The organism is Chloroflexus sp., assembly GCF_034435895.1.
Lineage (GTDB): Bacteria > Chloroflexota > Chloroflexia > Chloroflexales > Chloroflexaceae > Chloroflexus.
Genome location: NZ_DAOTWH010000205.1, coordinates 1 through 20,907, shown reverse-complemented (window position 1 = coordinate 20,907; position 20,907 = coordinate 1). Strand labels below are relative to the sequence as shown.

General features: G+C 59.7%; 21 protein-coding genes. 1 reads left to right on the top strand and 20 read right to left on the bottom strand.

Annotation, left to right across the window (positions count from 1 at the left end):
- Nucleotides 1–68: 68 nt before the first annotated feature.
- A complete protein-coding gene (locus U9R81_RS20085) occupies nt 69–338 on the bottom strand; it encodes a type II restriction endonuclease (protein ID WP_416180961.1) in 270 nt (89 codons plus the stop codon).
- Nucleotides 339–466: 128 nt separating this feature from the next.
- On the opposite strand from U9R81_RS20085, the gene U9R81_RS12225 reads away from it, so the two are divergent.
- Nucleotides 467–1,807, top strand: a complete 1,341-nt coding sequence (locus tag U9R81_RS12225; protein WP_322495728.1) for an FAD-dependent oxidoreductase — start codon at nt 467–469, stop codon at nt 1,805–1,807.
- Between the two features lie 56 nt (nt 1,808–1,863).
- Here the strand turns inward: U9R81_RS12225 and U9R81_RS12220 are convergent, their stop codons facing one another.
- The 19 genes from U9R81_RS12220 to U9R81_RS12130 all read right to left on the bottom strand — a co-directional run bounded on the left by U9R81_RS12220 (nt 1,864) and on the right by U9R81_RS12130 (nt 20,707).
- Nucleotides 1,864–2,598 carry a class I SAM-dependent methyltransferase gene (locus U9R81_RS12220; protein ID WP_322495727.1) on the bottom strand — a complete coding sequence of 245 codons (735 nt, stop codon included), beginning with the start codon at nt 2,596–2,598 and terminating at the stop codon, nt 1,864–1,866.
- Between the two features lie 156 nt (nt 2,599–2,754).
- Nucleotides 2,755–3,951, bottom strand: a complete 1,197-nt coding sequence (gene rpoD, locus U9R81_RS12215; RefSeq protein ID WP_322495726.1) for an RNA polymerase sigma factor RpoD — start codon at nt 3,949–3,951, stop codon at nt 2,755–2,757.
- Nucleotides 3,952–4,017: 66 nt separating this feature from the next.
- Entirely contained in the window at nt 4,018–5,166 is a 1,149-nt protein-coding gene (locus U9R81_RS12210) for an acyl-CoA dehydrogenase (protein WP_322495725.1), read from the bottom strand.
- 24 nt (nt 5,167–5,190) lie between these two features.
- Nucleotides 5,191–6,357 carry a carboxylate-amine ligase gene (locus tag U9R81_RS12205; RefSeq protein ID WP_322495724.1) on the bottom strand — a complete coding sequence of 389 codons (1,167 nt, stop codon included), beginning with the start codon at nt 6,355–6,357 and terminating at the stop codon, nt 5,191–5,193.
- A gap of 138 nt (nt 6,358–6,495) precedes the next feature.
- Nucleotides 6,496–8,397, bottom strand: a complete 1,902-nt coding sequence (locus U9R81_RS12200; RefSeq protein WP_322495723.1) for a VWA domain-containing protein — start codon at nt 8,395–8,397, stop codon at nt 6,496–6,498.
- Between the two features lie 41 nt (nt 8,398–8,438).
- Nucleotides 8,439–8,915, bottom strand: a complete 477-nt coding sequence (locus U9R81_RS12195; protein WP_322495722.1) for a DUF402 domain-containing protein — start codon at nt 8,913–8,915, stop codon at nt 8,439–8,441.
- On the bottom strand, nt 8,912–9,787 hold the full coding sequence (locus U9R81_RS12190) for a DUF58 domain-containing protein (protein WP_322495721.1): 876 nt from the start codon (nt 9,785–9,787) through the stop codon (nt 8,912–8,914). Before U9R81_RS12190 ends, U9R81_RS12195 begins: the two co-directional genes overlap by 4 nt.
- A complete protein-coding gene (locus U9R81_RS12185; RefSeq protein WP_322495720.1) occupies nt 9,787–10,788 on the bottom strand; it encodes a MoxR family ATPase in 1,002 nt (333 codons plus the stop codon). Before U9R81_RS12185 ends, U9R81_RS12190 begins: the two co-directional genes overlap by 1 nt.
- Before the next feature lie 60 nt (nt 10,789–10,848).
- A complete protein-coding gene (locus U9R81_RS12180) occupies nt 10,849–12,483 on the bottom strand; it encodes a hypothetical protein (RefSeq protein WP_322495719.1) in 1,635 nt (544 codons plus the stop codon).
- A gap of 214 nt (nt 12,484–12,697) precedes the next feature.
- On the bottom strand, nt 12,698–13,111 hold the full coding sequence (locus U9R81_RS12175) for a zinc ribbon domain-containing protein (protein ID WP_322495718.1): 414 nt from the start codon (nt 13,109–13,111) through the stop codon (nt 12,698–12,700).
- A gap of 86 nt (nt 13,112–13,197) precedes the next feature.
- Nucleotides 13,198–14,004, bottom strand: coding sequence for a twin-arginine translocase subunit TatC (gene tatC, locus U9R81_RS12170; RefSeq protein WP_322495717.1), 807 nt, complete (start codon nt 14,002–14,004; stop codon nt 13,198–13,200).
- Nucleotides 14,001–14,705, bottom strand: a complete 705-nt coding sequence (locus U9R81_RS12165) for a twin-arginine translocase TatA/TatE family subunit (RefSeq protein WP_322495716.1) — start codon at nt 14,703–14,705, stop codon at nt 14,001–14,003. Before U9R81_RS12165 ends, tatC begins: the two co-directional genes overlap by 4 nt.
- Before the next feature lie 175 nt (nt 14,706–14,880).
- On the bottom strand, nt 14,881–15,129 hold the full coding sequence (locus U9R81_RS12160; protein WP_322495715.1) for an acyl carrier protein: 249 nt from the start codon (nt 15,127–15,129) through the stop codon (nt 14,881–14,883).
- A gap of 30 nt (nt 15,130–15,159) precedes the next feature.
- Nucleotides 15,160–15,609: a transcription antitermination factor NusB gene (gene nusB, locus U9R81_RS12155; RefSeq protein ID WP_322495714.1), complete on the bottom strand. Its 450-nt coding sequence runs from the start codon at nt 15,607–15,609 to the stop codon at nt 15,160–15,162.
- 18 nt (nt 15,610–15,627) lie between these two features.
- Entirely contained in the window at nt 15,628–16,995 is a 1,368-nt protein-coding gene (accC, locus tag U9R81_RS12150) for an acetyl-CoA carboxylase biotin carboxylase subunit (protein WP_322495713.1), read from the bottom strand.
- Complete coding sequence (fabG, locus tag U9R81_RS12145) at nt 16,995–17,747, bottom strand: 3-oxoacyl-[acyl-carrier-protein] reductase (protein WP_322495712.1); 753 nt, start codon at nt 17,745–17,747, stop codon at nt 16,995–16,997. Before fabG ends, accC begins: the two co-directional genes overlap by 1 nt.
- Nucleotides 17,748–17,753: 6 nt before the next feature.
- On the bottom strand, nt 17,754–18,653 hold the full coding sequence (locus tag U9R81_RS12140; protein WP_322495711.1) for a restriction endonuclease: 900 nt from the start codon (nt 18,651–18,653) through the stop codon (nt 17,754–17,756).
- 21 nt (nt 18,654–18,674) lie between these two features.
- The gene (gene nrdR, locus U9R81_RS12135; RefSeq protein WP_066785489.1) at nt 18,675–19,151 is read right to left on the bottom strand and encodes a transcriptional regulator NrdR; all 477 of its coding nucleotides are present in this window, start codon (nt 19,149–19,151) and stop codon (nt 18,675–18,677) included.
- 50 nt (nt 19,152–19,201) lie between these two features.
- Nucleotides 19,202–20,707, bottom strand: a complete 1,506-nt coding sequence (locus U9R81_RS12130) for a Ppx/GppA phosphatase family protein (protein ID WP_322495710.1) — start codon at nt 20,705–20,707, stop codon at nt 19,202–19,204.
- Nucleotides 20,708–20,907: the final 200 nt, after the last annotated feature.

The following is a 20,907-nucleotide window of genomic DNA, read 5'->3' as shown; positions in this document are numbered from 1 at the left end:
CGCCTCAACCGCGTCCTGATGCCTCCATTCTACTACCCTTGGCAACCCCCTCTCGATTGTGCAAAACCTCAGTAATAATTTTGGTGATCAGGGAGAACGATTTTATAGCCTGACTGATCGGCAAACTCAAAAATTTTTAGCAAAAGATGGAGCTCTATAATTTTAGATACTACTTTTGTATCACCTGATATTGTGTAAATATTTTGAAGTATGTCAATAAATTCCTTGATAGTCCAATTACCATTACTCGTTGATACGAATTCCCGCAAAGATTCAACAAAAGTCTGGAGTTTCTGCCGAAAGTCTTGCTTGAGTTGAGATCGCCGTTCTAGATCCATGAGTTGTCTATCGACGTAAACGCTTCTGCATCTCAATAATACCATAGCCCTCTTCCCACGTAACATTTACCCACTTCTCTGCATCTTTATTACATGGGATGCGTACACATCACCACGGAGGATAATGTATGGCGCGACGGGTAGTAGTCATCGGCGGCGGTGCAGCCGGGATGAGCGCGGCGGCCAAGGCCAAGCGCACCGATCCCACGCTTGAAATTGTGGTCTACGAACGTTCCGGCTATGTAAGCTACGGCGCGTGCGGCTTTCCCTATGCAATCAAGGGTGAAATTGCGCGGGTAGAGGATGTCGTTGTGCGCACGCCGGCCCAGTTTGCCAAGCAAGGCATTCAGGCCCTGATCCGGCACGAAGTGCTTGAGATTGATCCCGTCCGGCAGACGGTGCGCGTGCGCGATCTGGAGGATGGCCGCGAGTTTGTCGATCACTGGGATGAGTTGGTGCTGACGACCGGCGGTCAGCCTGCTCGTCCGCCGTTGCCCGGCCTCGATCTGCCCGGCGTGTTTGCTTTGCGCAGCGTAGAAGAGGCGCTCGCGATCAAGGCGTGGTTGGCCGAGCAGCGCCCGCGCACCGGCGTGATTATTGGCGGCGGCTATATTGGCCTTGAGATGGCCGAAGCGTTGGCTGCGCACGGCGTGACCCTGACGCTGGTCGAACGGTTGCCGCAGGTGTTACCGTCGTTTGATCCTGACTTCACTGCCCAAGTGACTGACGAGCTGCGCCGGCAGCAGGTTGATCTGCGCGTAGGCCAACCGGTGCAAAGCATTTTTGGCGATGAGCGGGTGCGCGGCGTGGTGGTGGATGGTGAGACAATCCCTGCCGAGATCGTGATTTTAGCCGCCGGGGTGCGACCAAGCGCGGCATTAGCCCAAGCTGCCGGAATTGCGCTCGGCCCGACTGGCGCAGTCGCGGTTGACGATCGCCAGCGTACCAATCTGCCCCACGTGTGGGCGGCAGGCGATGTCGCCGAAGCCTTGCACCGTGTCACCGGCAAGCCGGCGTGGATCCCGCTTGGCACGACTGCCAATAAGCAGGGGCGAGTGGCCGGTGAAAACCTCGCCGGCGGCGATGCCCGCTTTGGCGGGATTGTCGGCACCACCGTGGTGAAGGTGTTCGATTTGGAAGCGGCGATCAGCGGTCTTTCGCTGGCCCGCGCCCAAGCCGAGGGCTTCAACGCGACCGCTGTCAGCGCCACGGCCTACTCGCGCGCGCACTACATGCCGGGCCACCAGCCGATCACCGTCTCGTTGGTGTTTGATCAAACCTCCCGCCGGCTGCTCGGCGGGCAACTAGTTGGTCGCGAAGGTGTGGCGAAGCGGATTGATACCGTGGCCGCCGCTTTGCAAGCCGGTTGGACAGTGGATGAGTTCGCTGAGCTTGATCTGAGCTACGCACCGCCCTTTGCCCCGGTGTGGGATCCGTTGCTGGTCGCGGCTAATTTGGCGCGGCGGTAACTCATCTGCGTGCGTCGGGGCGGCTGCCTAGCCGCTCCTTGACCATAGCGCGACGCTCACCCCGGCTCGTTGCAGCAAACAAAGATTTTCTCTCGTGGCGGCAAACCCATACGCTCAATTTCCGCTTGATCCGCTGCAATATCCTTGACATCAACCGCTTTCACACTAAAACCAGCTTGCTGCAAGCGCTGGATGACATCAATTCCATACGTCCGCACGTGATCAAACCGGCCAAAATAGCGCTCGCGCAGCAACGGATCAGTAATTGTAGCATCCTCAAACGTGTGTTCACCTTGAATCGGCACCAGAATCAGTGCGATGCCTCCCGGTTTGAGCACGCGGTACAGTTCGCGCATGGCTTGGTGATCATTGGGCACATGCTCTAACACGTGACTGCAAAGAATGAGATCAAACGTGTGATCATTAAAAGGGATCGTAGTAATATCAAATCGCATCATGACTGACGGATCGAATAAATCAGCAGTGACATATCTCAGATGATGCATCTGCGCAAACCGTCGCGCCAATCCCGGCTCAGGGGCAAAATGCAGCATGGTTTGCGGCTGCTCAGGTGTGATGAGGTGGAAACGCTCGAGAAAAAGCCAGATCAACCGGTGCCGTTGCAAGGAGCGGCATACCGGACACCAGGACATCGGCGAAGATAGGGCAGTGAGAAAACCGGACAAATGCGAATGGCAGATGGGGCAGAAGGCGTGTTCGCCCACGAACAGTTGTTTGCGTAGCGTGATCGGTAGGTTAAATAAGATATTGGCAATAATTAAATCCGTCAAACGGCGTACCGGCGCCGACGAGCGAAGAGCGATGCGCGCATAAAACCCAAACCGGGCGAAGCGTTGGCTAAGGTGTTGCATGCTCAATAGTATTTCTAGATAACAGAGCGCCAGAGCAAGGCAGTCTTGCTCCGGCGCTCACACAGCTTCATCCCCTTAAATCTGGTCGAGGTAATCCTTCAACAGCTTACCCAACCGTGGATGGCGCAATTTGCGTAGGGCCTTGACTTCGATTTGGCGCACCCGCTCGCGCGTCACCCCAAACGCCTTGCCCACCTCTTCGAGCGTGCGCGGCTGGCCATCGGTCAACCCGTAACGCAGCTCCAAGACCCGCCGTTCGCGTTCGCTAAGCTGGTCGAGCGCAGCAGCAATTTGCTGGCGCAGCATACCGCTAGCGGCGGCATCATCGGCATCGAGCGCGTGCGGATCAGGGATGAAGTCAGCCAACGTACTGTCAGCCTCTTCCCCAACCGGCGTCGCCAACGAAACCGGATCCTGCGCTGTCCGGCGCAGTTCGCGCAGTTTTTCCTCGCTCATCCCCAAATGAGTTGCCAACTCAGTATCGGTTGGCTCACGACCGAGCGATTGGGTCAACTGGCGGCGCGCGGCTTGGATCCGGTTCAGCGTTTCACCGAGATGGACTGGCAAGCGCACCAAGCGCGATTGATCGGCTAACGCGCGCGACAACGCCTGTTTGATCCACCACGTCGCGTAAGTGCTAAACTTATAGCCCTTGGTGTGATCAAACTTCTCGATCGCGCGCAACAGGCCGAGGCTCCCTTCCTGAATCAGGTCGAGCAGCGGCAAGCCACGGTCGCGATAGCGTTTGGCGATGCTCACCACCAACCGCAAATTGGCTGCCGCCATTTGTTGGCGCGCTTCCTCACCTTGCGCTTTTTGCGCGCGCAGGCGCGCCGCTTCCGGACTATCAGGCGGAAGCGTGGCCAATTTTCGTTCAGCGGCTTGGCCGCGCTCGATCAACTGGGCAAGCCGCTTTTCTTGTTCGGCGGTCAGCAGCGGCACCTGCCCAATTTCACGCAAATAGAGCCGCACGCTGTCGCTCAGTAACGCATCCGACAACTCATCATCGAGCTCCAGATCCATTGCGGCCGGCGTCAGCGGCTCATCATCAAGCGCCGGTTCCTCCCCGTCTTGCACAGGGATGCCGGCCTCGGCCAAAGCGACATAAATACTGTCGATCAGCTCGATCGACTCATCTGGATTGGGAACCAGCCGCTGAATATCCTCGAACGTGACAAAGCCTCGCTGCCGTCCCTGCGCGATTAGGGCCTGCAGATCGGCAGCATTAATCGCAGGACTGGCGCGGTCGGTCTCGGGCTGGCTCTGCGTCATACTACTTCCTCGTCTGAGACCAAACGGGCACTGGCTATCGTGCGTACCCTATTGTAGCACAAGCTGTTACCCCCGCAGGCCAAGTACGGAATGCGCAATTACGTTACGCAAGATTTCCGAGGTGCCTTCGCCGATGGTCAGCAAGCGGGTATCGCGATAGAGCCGCTCGACCGGATACTCTTGGCTGTAGCCGTAACCGCCGAAGATCTGGATGGCATCGCGGCAGATCCGTTCCGACGCTTCCGAGGCGAAGAGTTTGGCCATGGCCGCCTCGCGGGTATACGGCTTGCCAGCGTCTTTGAGCTTGGCCGCGCCATAGACCAGCGCGCGGGCCGCAGCGAGATCAACGGCCATATTCGCAATCATATTGGCAACCGACTGGTGCGCACCGATTGGCTTGCCGAACGCAGTGCGCTCGCGCGCATAGGCGACAGCGGCCTCGTATGCAGCCTGCGCCAACCCGATCGCCATTGCGCCGATCCCGATCCGTCCGCCATCGAGCACTTGCAAGAACTGGATAAACCCGCGCCCGCGTTCGCCAAGCAGATTCTCGCGCGGCACTCGCACATCGTCGAGCATCACCGCCGTGCTGACCGAGCCGCGCAAGCCCATCTTCGGCTCGTGCTTGCCAAAGCTCAGGCCCGGCGTGCCGCGTGGCACGATGAACGCCGAAATCCCCTTCTTCCCTTGTTCGGGATCGGTCACTGCCGTGACAATGATGTGGCCGGCCAGCGGCGCGTTGGTAATCCACATCTTTTGACCGTTGATCACCCACTCGTCACCCACCAAGCGGGCCGTCGTGCGGGTCGCGCCGGCATCCGAACCGGCGTGCGGTTCGGTGAGGCCAAACGCAGCCAGATACTCGCCTTTGGCTGCCGGCGTCAAAAACCGGCGCTTCTGCTCTTCGCTGCCGAACATCGCGATCGGCGCGCTGCCCAAACCGATGTGGGCAGCGTAGGCCAGCGCCGTGCTGCCGCAACAACGCGCCACTTCTTCGATCGCGATCGCTGTGCTGACGCTATCGGCCCCGGCTCCGCCGTACTCTTCGGGAAAGGGCAACCCCATCAAGCCAAGCAGCGCCATCTTCGCAAACGTTTCATGCGGAAAGGTGCTATGCTCGTCAACATAGCGCGCCTTGGGAGCGATCTCCTTCTCAGCGAATTCGCGGACGATCTGGCGAATCGATTCCTGCTCTGGCGTCAGTTCAATTTGCATATCGAGCCTCTTTGCTAAAGCTGCTTATCCGTGCGTCGCTTGCGACTCGGCTTCAAAGGTCATTACTGGCACGCCTTCCATCGTCTCGGCGATCAGATTATCGACCACCGCCTTTAAATCGTTGGTTTCGGCAAAGACGCGCAGTTGGCGGTCAGCGCTGGCACCCTGCTCGACAATCGTGAGCAGGTATTCGACCTCTTTGCGCGAGCCGAGCATATCCACCACATCGTCAACCAACGCAACGATTTCATGCACGAGCGCCTTTGCCTCCACCTCTTTGCGCTTGCCGAAATCGATGAGTTTGCCGTCGAGGCCCCAGCGCTGCGCGCGCCACTTGTTCTCGTTGATCAACGCGCGCCGGTAGACGCGGAAGGTGGTGTTATCCTCAAACATGGTGTAAAACTTGACGATCAGGGCCTGCATCGTTGCCGCCAACGCCAGACACTCCTCGACCTTGGTGGCGATGTCACAGACCCGGAATTCAAGCGTGCCAAAGAACGGGTGCGGGCGCAGATCCCACCAAATCTTCTTGCCGTTGTCGATACAGCCGGTGTTGACCAGCAACTGGACATACCGCTCAAACTCGCTGGCCGAATGGAACGTCGGCGGGATACCGGTGCGCGGGAAGGTGCTAAAAATCACGCTGCGGTACGACTTGAAACCGGTGTTGCGGCCCATCCAGAACGGCGATGAGGTGCTGAGCGCCAGCAGGTGCGGGCAGATGTAGCGCGCGACATTCATCAATTCAATTGCCACCTCGTTATTCGGCATGCCGATGTGGCAATGCATGCCGAAGATGAGCAATTGCAGCGCGGCATCTTGCATCTCGCCCACCACCATGTGGTAGCGTTCGTCGGGCGTGATCTCTTGCTGCATCCACGACGAAAAGGGATGGGTGCCGGCGGCGACGATGCGCAAGTTGTGCCGGGCCGCCAACCCGGCGATCGCGCCGCGCAGGCGGGTGATCTCAGCGCGCGCTTCGCTGATGGTGCGGCAAGGGCGAGTGCCGACTTCGACAATACTTTGGTGCATTTCGGGCTTGATCTGCTCGCGCAGGATTGTGCGTCCCGGTTCAAGGATCTGGGTAATGTAGCTGCGTAACTCGCGAGTTTCGGGATCGACGATTTGGTATTCCTCTTCGATCCCGATCGTAAACGCAAAATCGGCATCGTTGGGGTTGTAGACGCTCACCGCACACTCCTCGCTGATGGTTGGGATTGGTTTGTCACCGGTATGTTGTATTATATCGCGTCTTAGCGATGTGTGGGGCAAGTTGGAATATTTAGAGTGCGGCAGTGAGACTGCCGCACTCTTACAGAGAGACAATAGCTATTGCGCCGTCCGCCGCCGCCAGCGTTCGCGCAGCAAGGCAATGGTATTCCGCTGATAATAGAGCCATTCCACCAACAGCACGATCAGCGCCGCCAACGCCAGCCAACGCCACAGCTCTTGGCGACCGTCGCGCTCGCGGGCAACCGTGCTCTGCGCACCGCTGAGCTGCGGGATGGCGAGATCGCGTTGCGGTGTGATGCGCGATTCGTTGGGGGCAAAGAGATTGACCGCAAAACGACGACTGGCTATGACTTCGTTGCCGCGTCGCTCTTCGAGCGTGTAGACACCGGGCAGATCGGTTTCGGTGTAGAAGGTTTGGTTTGCTTGCACCTGCACCTGCCCATCGCGTGAACTCACCACCCGGCCATCGGGCCGGATAACTCGCACCTCTTCGATCGTGCTATCAACCGGCGCCACGATCGGTTGGCCGGTCGTCAGTTGCACACTGCTCACCGGCAAGAGGTACTCGATCATGTTCGAGAGCAGCAGCGGGAAGGCGATGTTGAGCGGCAAATCCGACAGGTGCAGATCAAACGCCAGCACGATGATCCGCCGGCCTTCCCGCTCACCGGCCAGCAAGAGCGGGCCGCCGTCGCTATCGACAATCACCCGCGCCCATTGGCCGGGCACGATGCGCGGCGCGCGGAGAATATTGACATCGTTGAGCCGTATATTGCGCAACAGCGGATCTTCCAGCGCCGCCGGGCGGATCAGCGGAAAGTCGAATTCACCGGTGATCGAGAAGAGTTCGGTGCTGCGCAGCGGGCCGATGAAGAGCAGATTGCCGGGAGGCAGCTCGGTAGGAACCGCCCCATCAAAGATGGTCAGCGGCACTTCGGCGGCGCTTTCGATAAAGGTGAGCGTCGTGGTCGGCACGCGCGTCACCTCAAGGCCGGGCAACAGCGAGAGACCGGTTTCGAGAAAGCGATTGCCATCGCTTACCAGTCGCACCTTCACCGTCTCGCGTTGCGGACTGACCGCGTAAGCCCGATCGTCTACCGACAACGCATCGCCTTGCCCATCAAGGCGCGCCTCAACGACCGCCACAGTGGCCGGGATCGTCTGGGTTAAGCTTTGTTCGCGGCCCGGATCGAGCGGAAGATCGATCGCGTACGCTAGTACGCCATCAAGATAGAGCGAGAGACGGCGCGTGACGGGACTATCGCCATAGTTCACCGCTTGCACGAACAGGGTCTGCTCGAAGGGGCCGGGTTGGAGCGCAATCGCGTTAATCGCCACATTGTCCGACGAGCGGCCAATCGGGAAGTAACGCACCCGCGCCGGCACCCGTAATCCATCAGGCAGGATCACATTCCCGTCGGAAATAATCGCCACTTCGCTATCGGGTTCGCGGGCAGCCAATGCCGAAGCTAGCGTCAATGCTTGGGTGAGGTCAGACTGGCTGCTGTAGCTCGGTTGAATGCGCTCGATCACGCGCCGCAGTTCGCGCCGGTCACTTGAGGAAGCGATTGGCGCTTCCATTTGGCCGCCAACGGTGATGATCGTCGCCCGCCCGTTATCCGGCAGTTGATCGATCAGGGCCAGCGCCTGCCGCCGCGCCGCCTCAAGTCGGGTTGGCGGTTCGTCGGTCGCAAGCATGCTCGTCGAGCGGTCAAAGATAATAATCAGGTTCGCGCCGCTAATGCCGGTGACAGGCAAGAAAGGCCGGGCCAACGCCAGCACCAACAATAGCATGAGCAGCAGTTGCAAAAAGAGCAGCAAATTACGGCGCAGCTTCTGCCATGGCGCATTGGCTTCGATATCGCGCACCATGCGCTGCCAGAGAAAGGTTGACGAAACGACTTGCTCTTCGCGGCGCAATTTGAGCAAATACATCGCCACAATGAGCGGGCCGGCAATCGCCGCGCCAAGCAACGCTAAGGGAGCAAGGAATGACATTCTCGTCTACCCACCCGGAGGGACAAAGCAACGCTTTGTCCTTACAGCACGTTATCCGTAAATGGCGTTTCGCCACGGGCGATCAGATCACGCAATTCGGCAATCGCCGCGCGCAACGCCGCATCGGTATCTGGCTCAGCCAGCGCCAACCCACGCGCTGCATACTCGTCGAGATCGCTGATCTCGGCGCGCCGGCGGTCGGCGCTCACGATCAAATCAATCTCTAAATCCTCCGTCTCGATCACCGCATCATCGATCCGGGCCGGACGGGCAAGGTTGCAATACCACCCCCGCGTCATGCCATCGGGCCGTTGGGCGCGAAAGATGTTATACCAGCGGTTGGCGTAGAAAGTTTCGATCATCACATCACCCGGCTCGATGCTAAACAGACCGAGATCAACCCGGCCCAACCGCCACTCGGCCCGCACCGTTACACTCTGCGCATCGCGCGCCAGCACCGTCGCCGGATAGCGGATAATCTGGCCGCTTCTGGGTTTAATCAAGCGCACTTCGATCATCGGATCACACCAGCCCGGCGTAACTGGCCAAAGACGAAATCTTCGATCGGTTCGGTAGTGTTCACCGGCACATAGCGCATACCTCTCCCGCTGCAAAACGCCTCGATCTCGCTTTGCCATGCGCGTAGTGATTCGCGGTAACGTTGCAACACATCCAGATCGGCGCTAATTTCAACCGCCGGCCCACCCTCGCTATCGATCAAGCGAATGTCACCTTCGAGCGGCGGATCGATCTCTTGCGGCGCGAGCACGTGCATCACCGTAATCTCGAACGGGCGCGAACTCAGGGTACGCAGGGCATCGCGCCAACCCGGATCAAACAAATCAGAGCAGAGCAAGAGCGGGCCGGCGCTGCGCGCCGTCTGAATGTAGTTGCGGCAGAACTGGGTTAGGTTGGCGCTGCTGCCGGCTTCGAGCCGCTGCAAGAACTCAAATAGTGCCACTGCGCCGCGTTTGCCGCGAATCCCGCTCACCGCCGCCGGTCGCCCGCCAAACGCGGTCACGTTCACCCGATCAAGGTTGCTAAGCGCGATATAGCCAAATGCCGCTGTAATCTGGCGCGCATAGTGCAGCTTTTCCGGCTCGCCCCAAGCCATACTGCGACTGGTGTCAACCAGCAGGTGAACGTTGAGTTCCTCTTCGGCCACAAACAGCTTTAGGTAGAACCGTTCCGCGCGGGCGTAGAGGTTCCAATCGATCTGGCGAATATCATCGCCGGTGGTGTATGGGCGAAAATCGGCAAATTCGACCGACGAGCCACGTTTGGGGCTGCGCCGCTCGCCTTGCAGATCACCGGCCATCGCGCGCCGGGTTTGCAACGCTAGCCGATCCAGCTTGCGCAGGAAAGCGGCTGTGAGCAACGGCTCGGCCATCACTCCTCCTTGACCGCTTCCAGCACGCCTTTAACCACCTCATCGGCGCTGATCCCTTCAGCTTGCGCTTCAAAGTTGAGCAAGACGCGGTGGCGCAGCGCCGGCAAGGCCGCCAAGCGAATATCACCAAACGAGACGTTATAGCGCCCATCCAGCAACGCCAAAATCTTGCCGGCCAAAATCAAGGTCTGCATCCCGCGTGGCGACGCACCGTAACGCACATACTGCTTGGTTATCGCCGGCGCGTCTTTGCCTTCAGGATGGGTGGCCGTGATCAGCCGGGCCGCGTAGGCCAGCACATGGCTCGCGATTGGCACCGTGCGCGCCAGCTCTTGCATCTGGATAATGGTCGGCCCATCGGCGACATGGCGCGCTGCCGGCTGGCGCGCGCCGGTCGTGCGTTGGGCAATCTCCACCAGTTCGGCTGCCGTCGGAAAAGCGACATTGATCTTAAAGAAGAATCGATCGAGCTGCGCTTCCGGCAACGGATACGTCCCCTCCATCTCGAGCGGGTTTTGGGTTGCCAAGACGAAGAAGGGACGGGGCAGTTGATGGATTGTCTTGGCGACCGTTACCGTGCGCTCTTGCATCGCTTCGAGCAACGCCGACTGGGTCTTCGGCGTTGCGCGGTTGATTTCATCGGCCAGCACTAAGTTGGCGAAGATCGGCCCCGGCTCAAAGCGGAACGACTTATGGCCATGGGCATCTTCACTGATCAGCGTGGTGCCGACAATATCCGCCGGCATCAAATCGGGCGTAAACTGGATACGCGAGAATTTGCAGTCGATCACATCGGCCAAGGTGCGCACCAGCGTGGTCTTCGCCAAGCCGGGCACACCTTCAAGCAGCGCATTCCCGCTAGCGAGCAGCGTAATAATCACCTGCCGGATCAGTTCATGCTGGCCGACAATCACTTGCGCGACTTCGGCTTCGATGTGTTGCGCGCGTTGCCGAAACTCTTCCGGCGTCAAGGCGATCGCAGCTTCCGAAGCAGCGGTCATGCTGGTATCCTCCTCAGATATGCAGAGATGCTGTCATGCAGAGCAAAACACTCCGCATTTCTATGGTTCCAGCCGCGAGAAGTATTCGCGGACGAGATCTTGCAAATAAATCGGCACGCTGCCGCGTTCGATCGCTTCCGTCGCCGTGCGCTGATATTCAGGGAAGATCTGCTCGTAGGGCACAACTGAAGGGTTATTCAAACCACCCTGCTGTCCTTGGCCCGGACGCACCTCGCTGCTGCCGCCGCTGCCCTGCTGGCCGGCGATAAAGTCAGGATCACCAGTTTGGCCGGAGGGCCGGAAGGGTTGGTACACGAGGCCATCGTTATGCCCTTGCCCCTGTTGCGAGCTTGGCCGGTTCGGATCGACATTGCTTGACGCATTACTCTGTTGTTGGCCGAGATTGTCAGCCGTCGAGCCGCCGCCTTGGCCGGGTTGGCCTTGTTGGCCTTGTTGCCCCTGCTGGCCTTGCCCTTGGCCTTGTTGGCCTTGTTGCCCCCGCTGGCCTTGCCCTTGGCCTTGTTGGGCCTGCCCCTGCTGGCCTTGGCCGGGTTGGCCAGCCTGCGCAATTTGCTGGCGGGCCGCTTGGGTATTGCTCAACGCTTGTTGGACGGCGCGCTGGTCAGCGGCGGCAGCTTGGGCATTTTGCACCTGCTGGCCGGCCTGCTGCAAGGCCTCAGCAGCGGCTTGGGTGTCGCCGCGTTCGAGCGCCTGCGCTGCATCTTGCAGGGCCTGCGCGGTGGCGCGATCCGCCGACGCGAGTTGCGCAGCCTGCTGGGCCAGTTCTTGGGCTAACGCCTCGCGTTCCGCAGCGCTCATCTGATCGAGGCTGGCTGCCAAGTTCTCAAGCTGTTGGCGCAACTGGTCAAGCGTTGGGCGCGGCGATGTCGGGTTATTTGAGAGCTGTTCCAACCGGCGCGCCAACTGTTCCAGCGCCGCTTGGCGCGCGTCCGTTTGCGGATTAAGTTGTTGGCGCAGCCGCATTTCGGCTTGGGCCAGATCGGCCAGCGCCTCTTGGCGATCGCCGGGGTTGCGGGCCAATTCAGCTTGCAACTGGCGCAGAATCGCCTCTAACTCGGCCCGTTGTTCGGGCGTAAGATCATCGCGCGCGGCCAATTCTTGCTCTAATTCGGCCAATTGCTGATTGACCTGTTCGATCATCGCGGCGACAGCGGCGCGCTCGGCCAAGATCTGGTTCATCGGGTTGGGCAGCGTCAGTAATGCAACCGTCACCAGCGCCGGCAGCAACGCCAGCAGCAATGGCTGGCGCGGCGCCACGATCGGGATCTGGCGCGGATGGAGCTGCAACGCCAGCGCACCCGCATCAGCCTGTTGGTAGGGCGCGAGCGGCGAATCGGAGCCGGTTTCATACAATTCAATCGCGGTCGAGAGCCGTTCGCGCAGGTTGAGGATGCGATCGACCCGCTGCGCAGCCCGGCGCGGCGGCAATGGCCGGAACGCGCTGATGCCGGCGATAGCCGCCAACCACAGCGCGATCGGCGCCAACACCCACCAGAGCAACTGCGGCACCGGCGTGATCCAACCGATGGCCGCCACCACTGCACTCCCGGTAAGCGCCATCCATAGGGTGCGGCTCGCCAGCACAATGCCATCGCTCAGGCGCAGTTTGAGGCTTAGCGGGCGCAACTGCCGGCGCAATAGCTGATAGGTTGAAGGGTTTATCGCCTGCGTCATCGCCAGTCCTTCCTGTGTCGGCGGTAAGAGTATCGTACCACACTATGGATGACGCTGCCAGAGCCGCGCCGGTTCCGGGGAAGAGTCACGACGACACGCACATCGGGAACAGGTAGCCAACCCTCGCCGCGTTGGCGATCAGGAAAAACAAACCCTGCGCTGCGGCACAGGGCCAGTATCCTGCACGGTATCGAGTACCTGCGCCGGTGTGCAGCTATTCTTTGCGCCAGACATGCCGCTCAACCACCTGCCGCACCAATTCACCGCGCTCCCAAATCTCAACCACGCGCTGGCTGATAATCGTGGTCGTCACACTGACCGGTTCAGCGGCAGGCGTGATCGGGTTCTGGGTAACGGCGGTAATCGGCGCAACCGGCGCTGGCGTACCCATCCGGCGGCGCAGCCATGCCTTGCCCACTTCGATCGCCAGTGTGGCCGCGCCGAGCGCCAGCGCGGCGCCGATCTGGCGCATCTGCGCCGGCGAGAGTGACAAGGTGCGGGGAGCCAAGGCACCCGGTTCGCGGGGAGCCAACGCATCATTGCCGGTGAGCGCTGCGCCGCACGCGCCGCAGTACCGGTTCTCGAGCGGGTTGCTATGGCGACAGGCCGGACAAATCCGTTCCACCATAACGCTCACCTCCAACCATTGATTCTGATGCCTTCTATTTATATATAGCAATTCGCTCACTGTACGGGCACAGCGGCGCTGTGCCGCTACGATGCCTCGACGTTGCGTTTGGCTTTACGCGGCGCTTTGGCTGCCGGTACAAACCGCGCCAATATCACGCCAACCTCGTACAGCAGGTACATCGGCAGCGCCAGCAACATCAGATTCACCGGGTCGCCGGTCGGGGTAATAAACGCGGCGATGATTACCACTACGACCATCGCATAGCGCCGGTAGCCGGCCAATTGCTTGGCGGTGGTGACATTCAGGTATGCGAGCACATAGATAATGATCGGTAGTTCAAACACCACGCCGTTAATCAACAACAACATCGACACAGTTTCAAGAAAATCAGACAATGTCGGTTGGGTTTGGATGAGCGGCGAGTCGGAAAAGCCGATCAGGAACTGAATGGCCACTGGCGTAGTGACAAACCAGCCGAAGGCAATCCCGGCAAGGAAGAAAAAGGTCACAAAGGGCAAGGCGCGAAAGATCAACCGCCGTTCGCTTTCGAGCAGGCCCGGCACAATAAAAGCCAATAGTTGGTACACGATCACCGGCATCGCCAGAATCACGCCAACCAATAACGCCACCTTCATATAGCTGGTGAACTGCTCGGTGGTGCCGACGGACTGGATCGGGGCGAAGCGGTCGTTGATCGGAGCAAAGGTCAAGATCAGAATATCGATCAGTTTAATCGGGCCTTGCGGCCACACCGCGATAAAGCCAAACACCATGCCGATCAGCACGCCGATGCCGGCCTTGACAATCCGGCTGCGCAGCTCGATCAAATGCTCGACCAGCGTCATCGACGTCTCATCGGCTTGGCCTGCTGGGGCCGGTTTGGTAGTCATGGCGCGACAGTCTCCTCGGAAACGGGGGCCGGCGCGACGGTCGGTTGCCAGTGTTGATCTAACAAGCCGCGCGCCTGCAACTGAAAGACTATCGACTGGAGTTCAGCCGCCAAGCCATTGAGCCGGGTCAGCACTTCGCTGAGCTCGGCAGGCGTGACTGGTTCAGCAGCGCTCTGGGCAAGTGATGCCGTTGCCGGCGCCGCCACCTCGGCAAAGCGCATTCGATCTTCATCGGTAATGGGTTGGGCAACACCGGCGTTGTTGGTGACCGGCTCGATGGACATCGCTGCCGGCACCGGCGCTTGGGCCGGCGGGCGGATCATTGGCTTGGCCGGTGACGGCGTTGCGTCAGGCAGCGGCGAGGCCGGCTGAGCGGTTGGCAAGGCCTCGTTCAGCGTGGTTTGCATCTGCTCCCCAACGGCTTTCACTTCATCAACCACCGCTTGCATATCGTTCCGCACATCGAGCTGGTTGCGCGTCCGTACCAATTCATCGCGCAATTGGGCGATCTCGCGCTCAAACTCGTTGCGCATCTCGTTAATCATTTGCAGTTCAGGCGACTGTTGCTGCCACGCGAGGAATTTCGCCACCTGCTTGCCGGCGAAGCGCCCCAACTCCGGCAACCGTTCCGGGCCAAAGAGCACGAGCGCAAGACCGGCGATGAGGATCAGCTCAGGCAGATGAACGTTAAAGATCTCCATACAACTCCGCAGTTGGCCGGTGATACGATGCTACTACTATCTTACCACAGCGTGCGGTTTGCGCGAAGGGCGCCAGCGCCAATGCTACTACTCTGCGGCAATAACCCGTAAACAAACAATGGCGGGTCGTTTCCCCCGCCGCGGATCCTTGCATTGCAATTCGATCAACTTGCCGCTACTCGTTGCTCTGATGGGTTTCGAGGTACTTCAGCGCATCGACGACGGTCTGAATCTTCTCCGCCTCTTCGTCGGGGATCTCGACGCCGAATTCTTCCTCAATCGACATAATCAACTCAACTAAGTCGAGCGAGTCGGCATTCAGATCCTTGGTAAAAGACGCGCTCGGCACCACTTGCGCCTCATCAACGCCGAGCTGATCGACGATGATCTTGCGCAGGCGTTCCTCCATCTCAGGCGAAGCCATATTGGTTGTGTTCCTTCCTTTCAAAGACGGCTATTCCTCATCGCCGCGCTCGGCAAGGTAGCGAATAACCACCGTGCCAAGCACGCCGTTTACAAACCGGCTGGAATTATCGCTGCCGAACTGTTTGGCCAGCTCGACCGCCTCATTAATCACCGCCTTCAGCGGCGTCCGCTCAATATCATCAATGAGCAGCTCAAACAGGGCAATCCGCAGCACCGCCTTATCAACGCCGGGCATCTGCGCGACCGGCCAGTTCGGGGCGGCCTCTTCGATAATCCGGTCGAGATACGAGCGGTGCTCCCATGCGCCAAAGACGAGGCGGCGCAGGAATTCGGCGCTCTCAGGCGGCATTGGTTCATCGGCGAGCCGGCGTTCGAGCACCTGATCAATCGCGTGATCGGTTTCATCAACTTCAAACAGGATCTGCAAGGCTGCGATCCGCACTCGATGCCGCTGACTGGCCAATCTCGCCCTCCCCATACGCATCCCGCCACCGGCCTACGCCGGATTGAGTGTCTCCTTCCACTGGCGCAGCAGCTCGGCCACATACCCAGTGTGGATCCGTCCGGCCCGGAAATCCGGATCATCGATCAACGCCAATTGGAACGGGATGGTTGTTTTGATCCCAGTAATCACACACTCATTGAGCGCCCGCCGCATCCGGTTCAGCGCTTCGTCGCGGGTATCGCCGAACGTAATAATTTTCGCCAGCAACGAGTCATAGTTGCCGGGAGGCGCATACCCTGAGTAAAGGTGCGAGTCAACCCGCACCCCGGGGCCACCGGGTGGCAGATAAAATTCCACTTCGCCGCTGGCCGGCAAAAAGTCACGCTCCGGATCTTCGGCATTAATCCGGCACTCAATCGCGTGCCGTGCTATTGTAATGTCTTCCTGCCGCAGCGTCAAGCGTTCGCCGCTGGCGATCCGCAACTGCCAGCGCACCAAATCGACGCCGGTCACCTGTTCGGTCACCGGATGTTCGACTTGGATACGGGTATTCATCTCGATGAAATAGTAATTCCCCTGCTCATCGAGCAAAAACTCGAGCGTACCTGCATTGACATACCCAATTGACTGGATGCCGCGCACTGCATCGGCACCCATACGGGCGCGCAATTCCGGCGTAACGACCGGCGATGGCGCTTCCTCAACGATCTTTTGGTGCCGGCGTTGGGCCGAACAGTCGCGCTCGCCAAGGTGGATCGCATGGCCGTACTGGTCAGCCAGCACCTGAATTTCGACGTGGCGCACGCGGGTGAGATACTTTTCCAGCAGTAGCGCGCCGTTGCCAAAGGCGGCCTCGGCTTCGGCGCGAGCGGTAGGATAGGCACGTTGCAAATCGGCTTCGTCATACGCCACTCGCATACCGCGACCACCACCGCCGCCCGATGGCTTGAGCAACACCGGATAGCCGATCTGGCGAGCAATATCGATGACTTCTTCTAGCGAACGCACCTCGCCATCAGAGCCGGGCACCGTCGGGACGCCGGCTTTGCGCATGGTCTCACGGCCAATCGCCTTGTCACCCATCAAGCGGATCGGCTCAGGCGGCGGGCCGATGAAGATCAGGTTGCAATCGGCGCACATCTCGGCGAAATACGGATTTTCCGAGAGGAAGCCGTAGCCGGGATGCACCGCATCACAGCCTGAGATCAGCGCCGCACTGATCAACGCCGGCGCGTTGAGGTACGACTTCGCCGGCGGGGGCGGCCCGATACAGACCGCCTCATCAGCCAGCCGCACCGCCAGCGAATCGCGATCGGCAGTGCTGTACGCCGCAACGGTACGAATGCCCAACTCCTGACAAGCCCGAATGATACGCACGGCAATTTCGCCGCGGTTGGCTACTAACACTTTGCGGATCATCAGGACATCACCATCCCGCCGTCGATAGTCAGCGTTTGCCCGCTGATATACGCACCGGCATCAGAGGCCAGGAAACAGATTAATCCCGCTACTTCAGCCGGCTGGCCGAACCGGCCGAGGGGGATCGTCGCCAGAATGGCTTTGCGCGTCTCTTCGTTGAGGGCATCGGTCATTTCCGTCTCGATAAAGCCGGGAGCAATGGCATTGACGGTAATGCCACGGCTTGCCATTTCGCGCGCGGTCGATTTGGTAAAGCCGATGATCCCGGCCTTGGCCGCCGCATAATTGGCTTGACCGGCATTGCCGATCAACCCAATCACCGACGTGATATTGATGATCCGGCCAAAGCGCTGCTTGGTCATCGGGCGCAGCACCGCGCGGGTGCAGAGAAAGACGCCGCGCAGATTGGTTGCGATCACCTCATCGAAATCGCTCTCCTTCATCCGCAAGAGCAGATTATCGCGGGTGATGCCGGCATTGTTGACCAGAATATCGATCCGGCCAAACTGTTCGAGTGTGGTTTTTACCAACTGCTCAACATCAGCCGGTTGGCTCACATCACCTTGCACGGCCAGCGCTTTGCCGCCGGCAGCAGTAATCGCCGCCACGGTCGCCTCGGCTGCCGCAGCATTGCCACGGTAATTGACCACGACCGTTGCTCGGCTGGCAGCCAACCGTTCAGCGGTAGCGCGGCCAATCCCACGGCTGCCGCCAGTCACAATCGCAACCCGCCCGCTCAGATCAAGTAGCATGCTCTTCTACCCCTCTGCCATCGCAAACAGCGTCGCTCCATCAATAATAAGGACATTACGCCGCCCGCTCGCCGCTTTGACGGTATCGGGCGTGAACTCAGTTGACGTAATAACTAACCCTTTCGGAATGCCCATCCGCTTCATATCCTGCAACAGGCTCTCGAGCGTACCGGGCCGCACCTTATCGGCAACTGACAGCCGGAGCAGGTACGTAACGCCTTCGTAGGTCAGTTCAAGATCAAGGTGCTTATCCTTATCGATAAAGCGATAATCCTTGAACTCAAACCCCTTCTTCCGAAAGAGATTCAGCACATACGAGCCAAACTGAGGCAGCGACAACCCCTGCAAATCTTCGAGCGTGCGTACCACATTGGGCCGTTCGAGGCGACCACCGCGCTCGGCGATCTCCTTCTGCAACTGGCGGTTGCGCTCTTCAGCCCGGCCCGACATCACCGTACCAAACGCCGGGAAGGGGATCAACGCAAACGCCGAGAAGATAAAGTAGATCGTAATCAGATCGATCAACGTGGCCGGCGCGGCCGGTTGATCGGGATCGAGTTGGATCACCGGCATCGGGGCAATGCCGGCTTGACCGGCCAACCCATACCCAGCCATGATGGCCAACCCGAAGAGAAACGTCACCACACCGAGGGCAAGGCCATTGGCCAGATACTCGCCGCGCACCTTGCGGCCCAGATAGATGCCGGCCAGCACCGGCACCACGCCAGCGAGAATCTGTAAAATGTTGTTAGCCAAAAAGAGCGAACACCACGCAATCGCGGTAATAAGGCCAACCAGCAGCACTTGCACCCATTCAATTGAGCGAAATGAATGGACAAGGCGCTGGAGGAATGACAGCTTCGCCGTTGGTTCTGACACCGGCTGCGGTGTCGTCTCGACGCTCATAAAATCCTCTACTATTGTCAGTTATGGGCGGCCATTGCGGTCGCCTTCCCGTTCCAGCAATTCATCAACCGCTTCGCGCAATTTGCCGATGTCGGTAAACGCGCGATAGACCGAAGCAAACCGGATGTAGGCAACTTCATCGAGATCGCGCAACCGGCGCATCACTGCATCGCCGATCGCCTGCGAGCTAATCTCTTGCTCGTCGGTTGCCATCACCATCGCTTCGACATCGTTCACCAATTGTTCGATCGCGTCCGCCGAGACGGGACGGCGGTAGCAAGCGGTGCGCACGCCGCGAGCGATCTTCTCGCGATCGTAGGGCTCGCGGGTGCCATCCTTTTTGACCACCATCAGACTCACCGATTCGATCCGCTCGTAGGTGGTGAAGCGACGGCTGCATGCGCGGCACTTACGCCGGCGCCGGATCACCTCGCCCTCATAGAGCTTGCGAGTATCGATCACATCGGTCTCTGGAAAGTGGCAGAATGGGCACCGCATGAACGATGTCTACTCCTTCACGTATCGTTAACACGCATTATAGCACACGCTCATGCCGACCTGATCTGCACCTCACGCCCGAAGCTGCGGCGAAGGAGACCGCTGCGGCGCGTCGCCTCCCAGATTTCGACGTGGGCATCGCCGTCGGCCACGATATCAATCGTAATCGCTTCGCCGATCTGCACTCGCACATCGCGCACAATCTGGCTCTTGCTGCGTTCGAGATATTCGGCCAAGCGGAGCATCGCGCTGAGACGGGCAATGCGCGTTTCATCATCCCGGGTGATAATCGCCGCATAGGGGGCTAGGCCGCTCCAACCTTTGCGGTGGTTGCGCACCAGCCCGGCGATCATCACAATTTCGCGGTGGCTAAAACCAAGCAGCGCGGCGTTATGGATCAGATACTCGCCGTGTTTGTGGTGATCGTAATAACCGACGCTGACGCCAATGTCATGCAAGATGGCGGCATACCCAAGCAATTCCCGCTCCCATGCGCCATAGCCGTGCAGCGGCGCCAGTTGGTCGAAGAGCGATTGGCTCAGATGGGCGACGCGGGCGCAATGTTCGGGTTCGTAATGGGTCAGCCGGGCCAGATTGAGCACGCTAAACCGGCGTGGATCGGCCAGCAACGGCTGCGGCTGGTCAGCGAGAAAGTGCTGGTAGAAAATGCCTTCGCGCACGCCTTGGCCGCTGACCAGCAAGCTGGGGAAGCCGCCACGATCCATCAAGGTGGCGATGATCACCGCGCCGGCCAGCGTCACATCCACCCGCTCCTCTTTCATCCCCGGAATCTGGAGCCGTTCACGGCGCGGACGGCGGGCCAGTTCTTCGATCATCCACTCAAGTGCTTCACGGGTCAGCACATAGCCATGCACCCGTTCGAGCGGGTAATTGCGCTGCTTTTGGTCAATCCGGGCTAGTTGACGCACCGTACCACCCATGCCGCCCAACTTGCCGTGGCGCAGATCGGGCAGCCAATCGAGCGGGGCAAAGGCCTCGCGAGCAGCTTCGCGCAGCCGGCGCAGGTCGGCGCGGCTAATGGGATCGCTCTGCACGAATTGTTCGGTGAAGCGTACGACGCCGGCTTGCACCGAAAAGCTGCGGATGAGTGCGCGATCGTGTACCGCCATCACCTGCGTCGAACCGCCGCCGGTATCGAAGAGAGCGCCGGTGGGCAACGGCAAGGCGTTGATCGCGCCCAAATAGCCGAAGTAGGCTTCCTCTTCTGCTGAAATGATGCGGAGATCGAGCGGTGTGACCGCGCGCAGGGCGGCCCAGAACTCGGCTTGGTTGGCAGCCTCGCGGATGGCGCTGGTACCGACCGCGATCACCTGATCGACCCCGGTCGATTGGCAGAGGGAATAGAACATCCGCAGCGCTTCGACCGCCCGCCGGATCGGCGCCGGCTGGAGCATACGCGACGGGCCGATCCCCTCGGCAAGGCGCACGGTTTCGCTCACCTCATCGGTGAGCCGGAAGCTGTAGCCCGGCTCGTATGCCATCACAATCAGGCGTGTGGTATTGGAACCAAGATCGATCACGCCGAGTTTTTTCATAGTGGTAGTCCTAGCGTTTAGGTGAGGCCGCGAGCCGCTCGGACGGACAACTCTACTCTTGAACGCAACGACCCGTTGCGATTGTTGCATAAGGATTATGGAATGAGGCGGGGATGCTGTCAAATTATCCGGCGGGGCATGGGCGGGAGCCGCACGGCTACTGGCCGGATGGGGGCGGCCCGATGACGCTTCCGGCGGGG

What these genes read in the sequence shown, in the direction of transcription:
- U9R81_RS20085 (WP_416180961.1), bottom strand. Translation starts at nt 338, where the DNA reads ATGGATCTAGAACGGCGATCTCAACTCAAGCAAGACTTTCGGCAGAAA.
- U9R81_RS12225 (WP_322495728.1), top strand. Translation starts at nt 467, where the DNA reads ATGGCGCGACGGGTAGTAGTCATCGGCGGCGGTGCAGCCGGGATGAGC.
- rpoD (WP_322495726.1), bottom strand. Translation starts at nt 3,951, where the DNA reads ATGACGCAGAGCCAGCCCGAGACCGACCGCGCCAGTCCTGCGATTAAT.
- U9R81_RS12210 (WP_322495725.1), bottom strand. Translation starts at nt 5,166, where the DNA reads ATGCAAATTGAACTGACGCCAGAGCAGGAATCGATTCGCCAGATCGTC.
- U9R81_RS12200 (WP_322495723.1), bottom strand. Translation starts at nt 8,397, where the DNA reads ATGTCATTCCTTGCTCCCTTAGCGTTGCTTGGCGCGGCGATTGCCGGC.
- U9R81_RS12195 (WP_322495722.1), bottom strand. Translation starts at nt 8,915, where the DNA reads ATGATCGAAGTGCGCTTGATTAAACCCAGAAGCGGCCAGATTATCCGC.
- U9R81_RS12190 (WP_322495721.1), bottom strand. Translation starts at nt 9,787, where the DNA reads ATGGCCGAGCCGTTGCTCACAGCCGCTTTCCTGCGCAAGCTGGATCGG.
- U9R81_RS12185 (WP_322495720.1), bottom strand. Translation starts at nt 10,788, where the DNA reads ATGACCGCTGCTTCGGAAGCTGCGATCGCCTTGACGCCGGAAGAGTTT.
- U9R81_RS12180 (WP_322495719.1), bottom strand. Translation starts at nt 12,483, where the DNA reads ATGACGCAGGCGATAAACCCTTCAACCTATCAGCTATTGCGCCGGCAG.
- U9R81_RS12175 (WP_322495718.1), bottom strand. Translation starts at nt 13,111, where the DNA reads ATGGTGGAACGGATTTGTCCGGCCTGTCGCCATAGCAACCCGCTCGAG.
- tatC (WP_322495717.1), bottom strand. Translation starts at nt 14,004, where the DNA reads ATGACTACCAAACCGGCCCCAGCAGGCCAAGCCGATGAGACGTCGATG.
- U9R81_RS12165 (WP_322495716.1), bottom strand. Translation starts at nt 14,705, where the DNA reads ATGGAGATCTTTAACGTTCATCTGCCTGAGCTGATCCTCATCGCCGGT.
- U9R81_RS12160 (WP_322495715.1), bottom strand. Translation starts at nt 15,129, where the DNA reads ATGGCTTCGCCTGAGATGGAGGAACGCCTGCGCAAGATCATCGTCGAT.
- nusB (WP_322495714.1), bottom strand. Translation starts at nt 15,609, where the DNA reads ATGGGGAGGGCGAGATTGGCCAGTCAGCGGCATCGAGTGCGGATCGCA.
- accC (WP_322495713.1), bottom strand. Translation starts at nt 16,995, where the DNA reads ATGATCCGCAAAGTGTTAGTAGCCAACCGCGGCGAAATTGCCGTGCGT.
- fabG (WP_322495712.1), bottom strand. Translation starts at nt 17,747, where the DNA reads ATGCTACTTGATCTGAGCGGGCGGGTTGCGATTGTGACTGGCGGCAGC.
- U9R81_RS12140 (WP_322495711.1), bottom strand. Translation starts at nt 18,653, where the DNA reads ATGAGCGTCGAGACGACACCGCAGCCGGTGTCAGAACCAACGGCGAAG.
- nrdR (WP_066785489.1), bottom strand. Translation starts at nt 19,151, where the DNA reads ATGCGGTGCCCATTCTGCCACTTTCCAGAGACCGATGTGATCGATACT.
- U9R81_RS12130 (WP_322495710.1), bottom strand. Translation starts at nt 20,707, where the DNA reads ATGAAAAAACTCGGCGTGATCGATCTTGGTTCCAATACCACACGCCTG.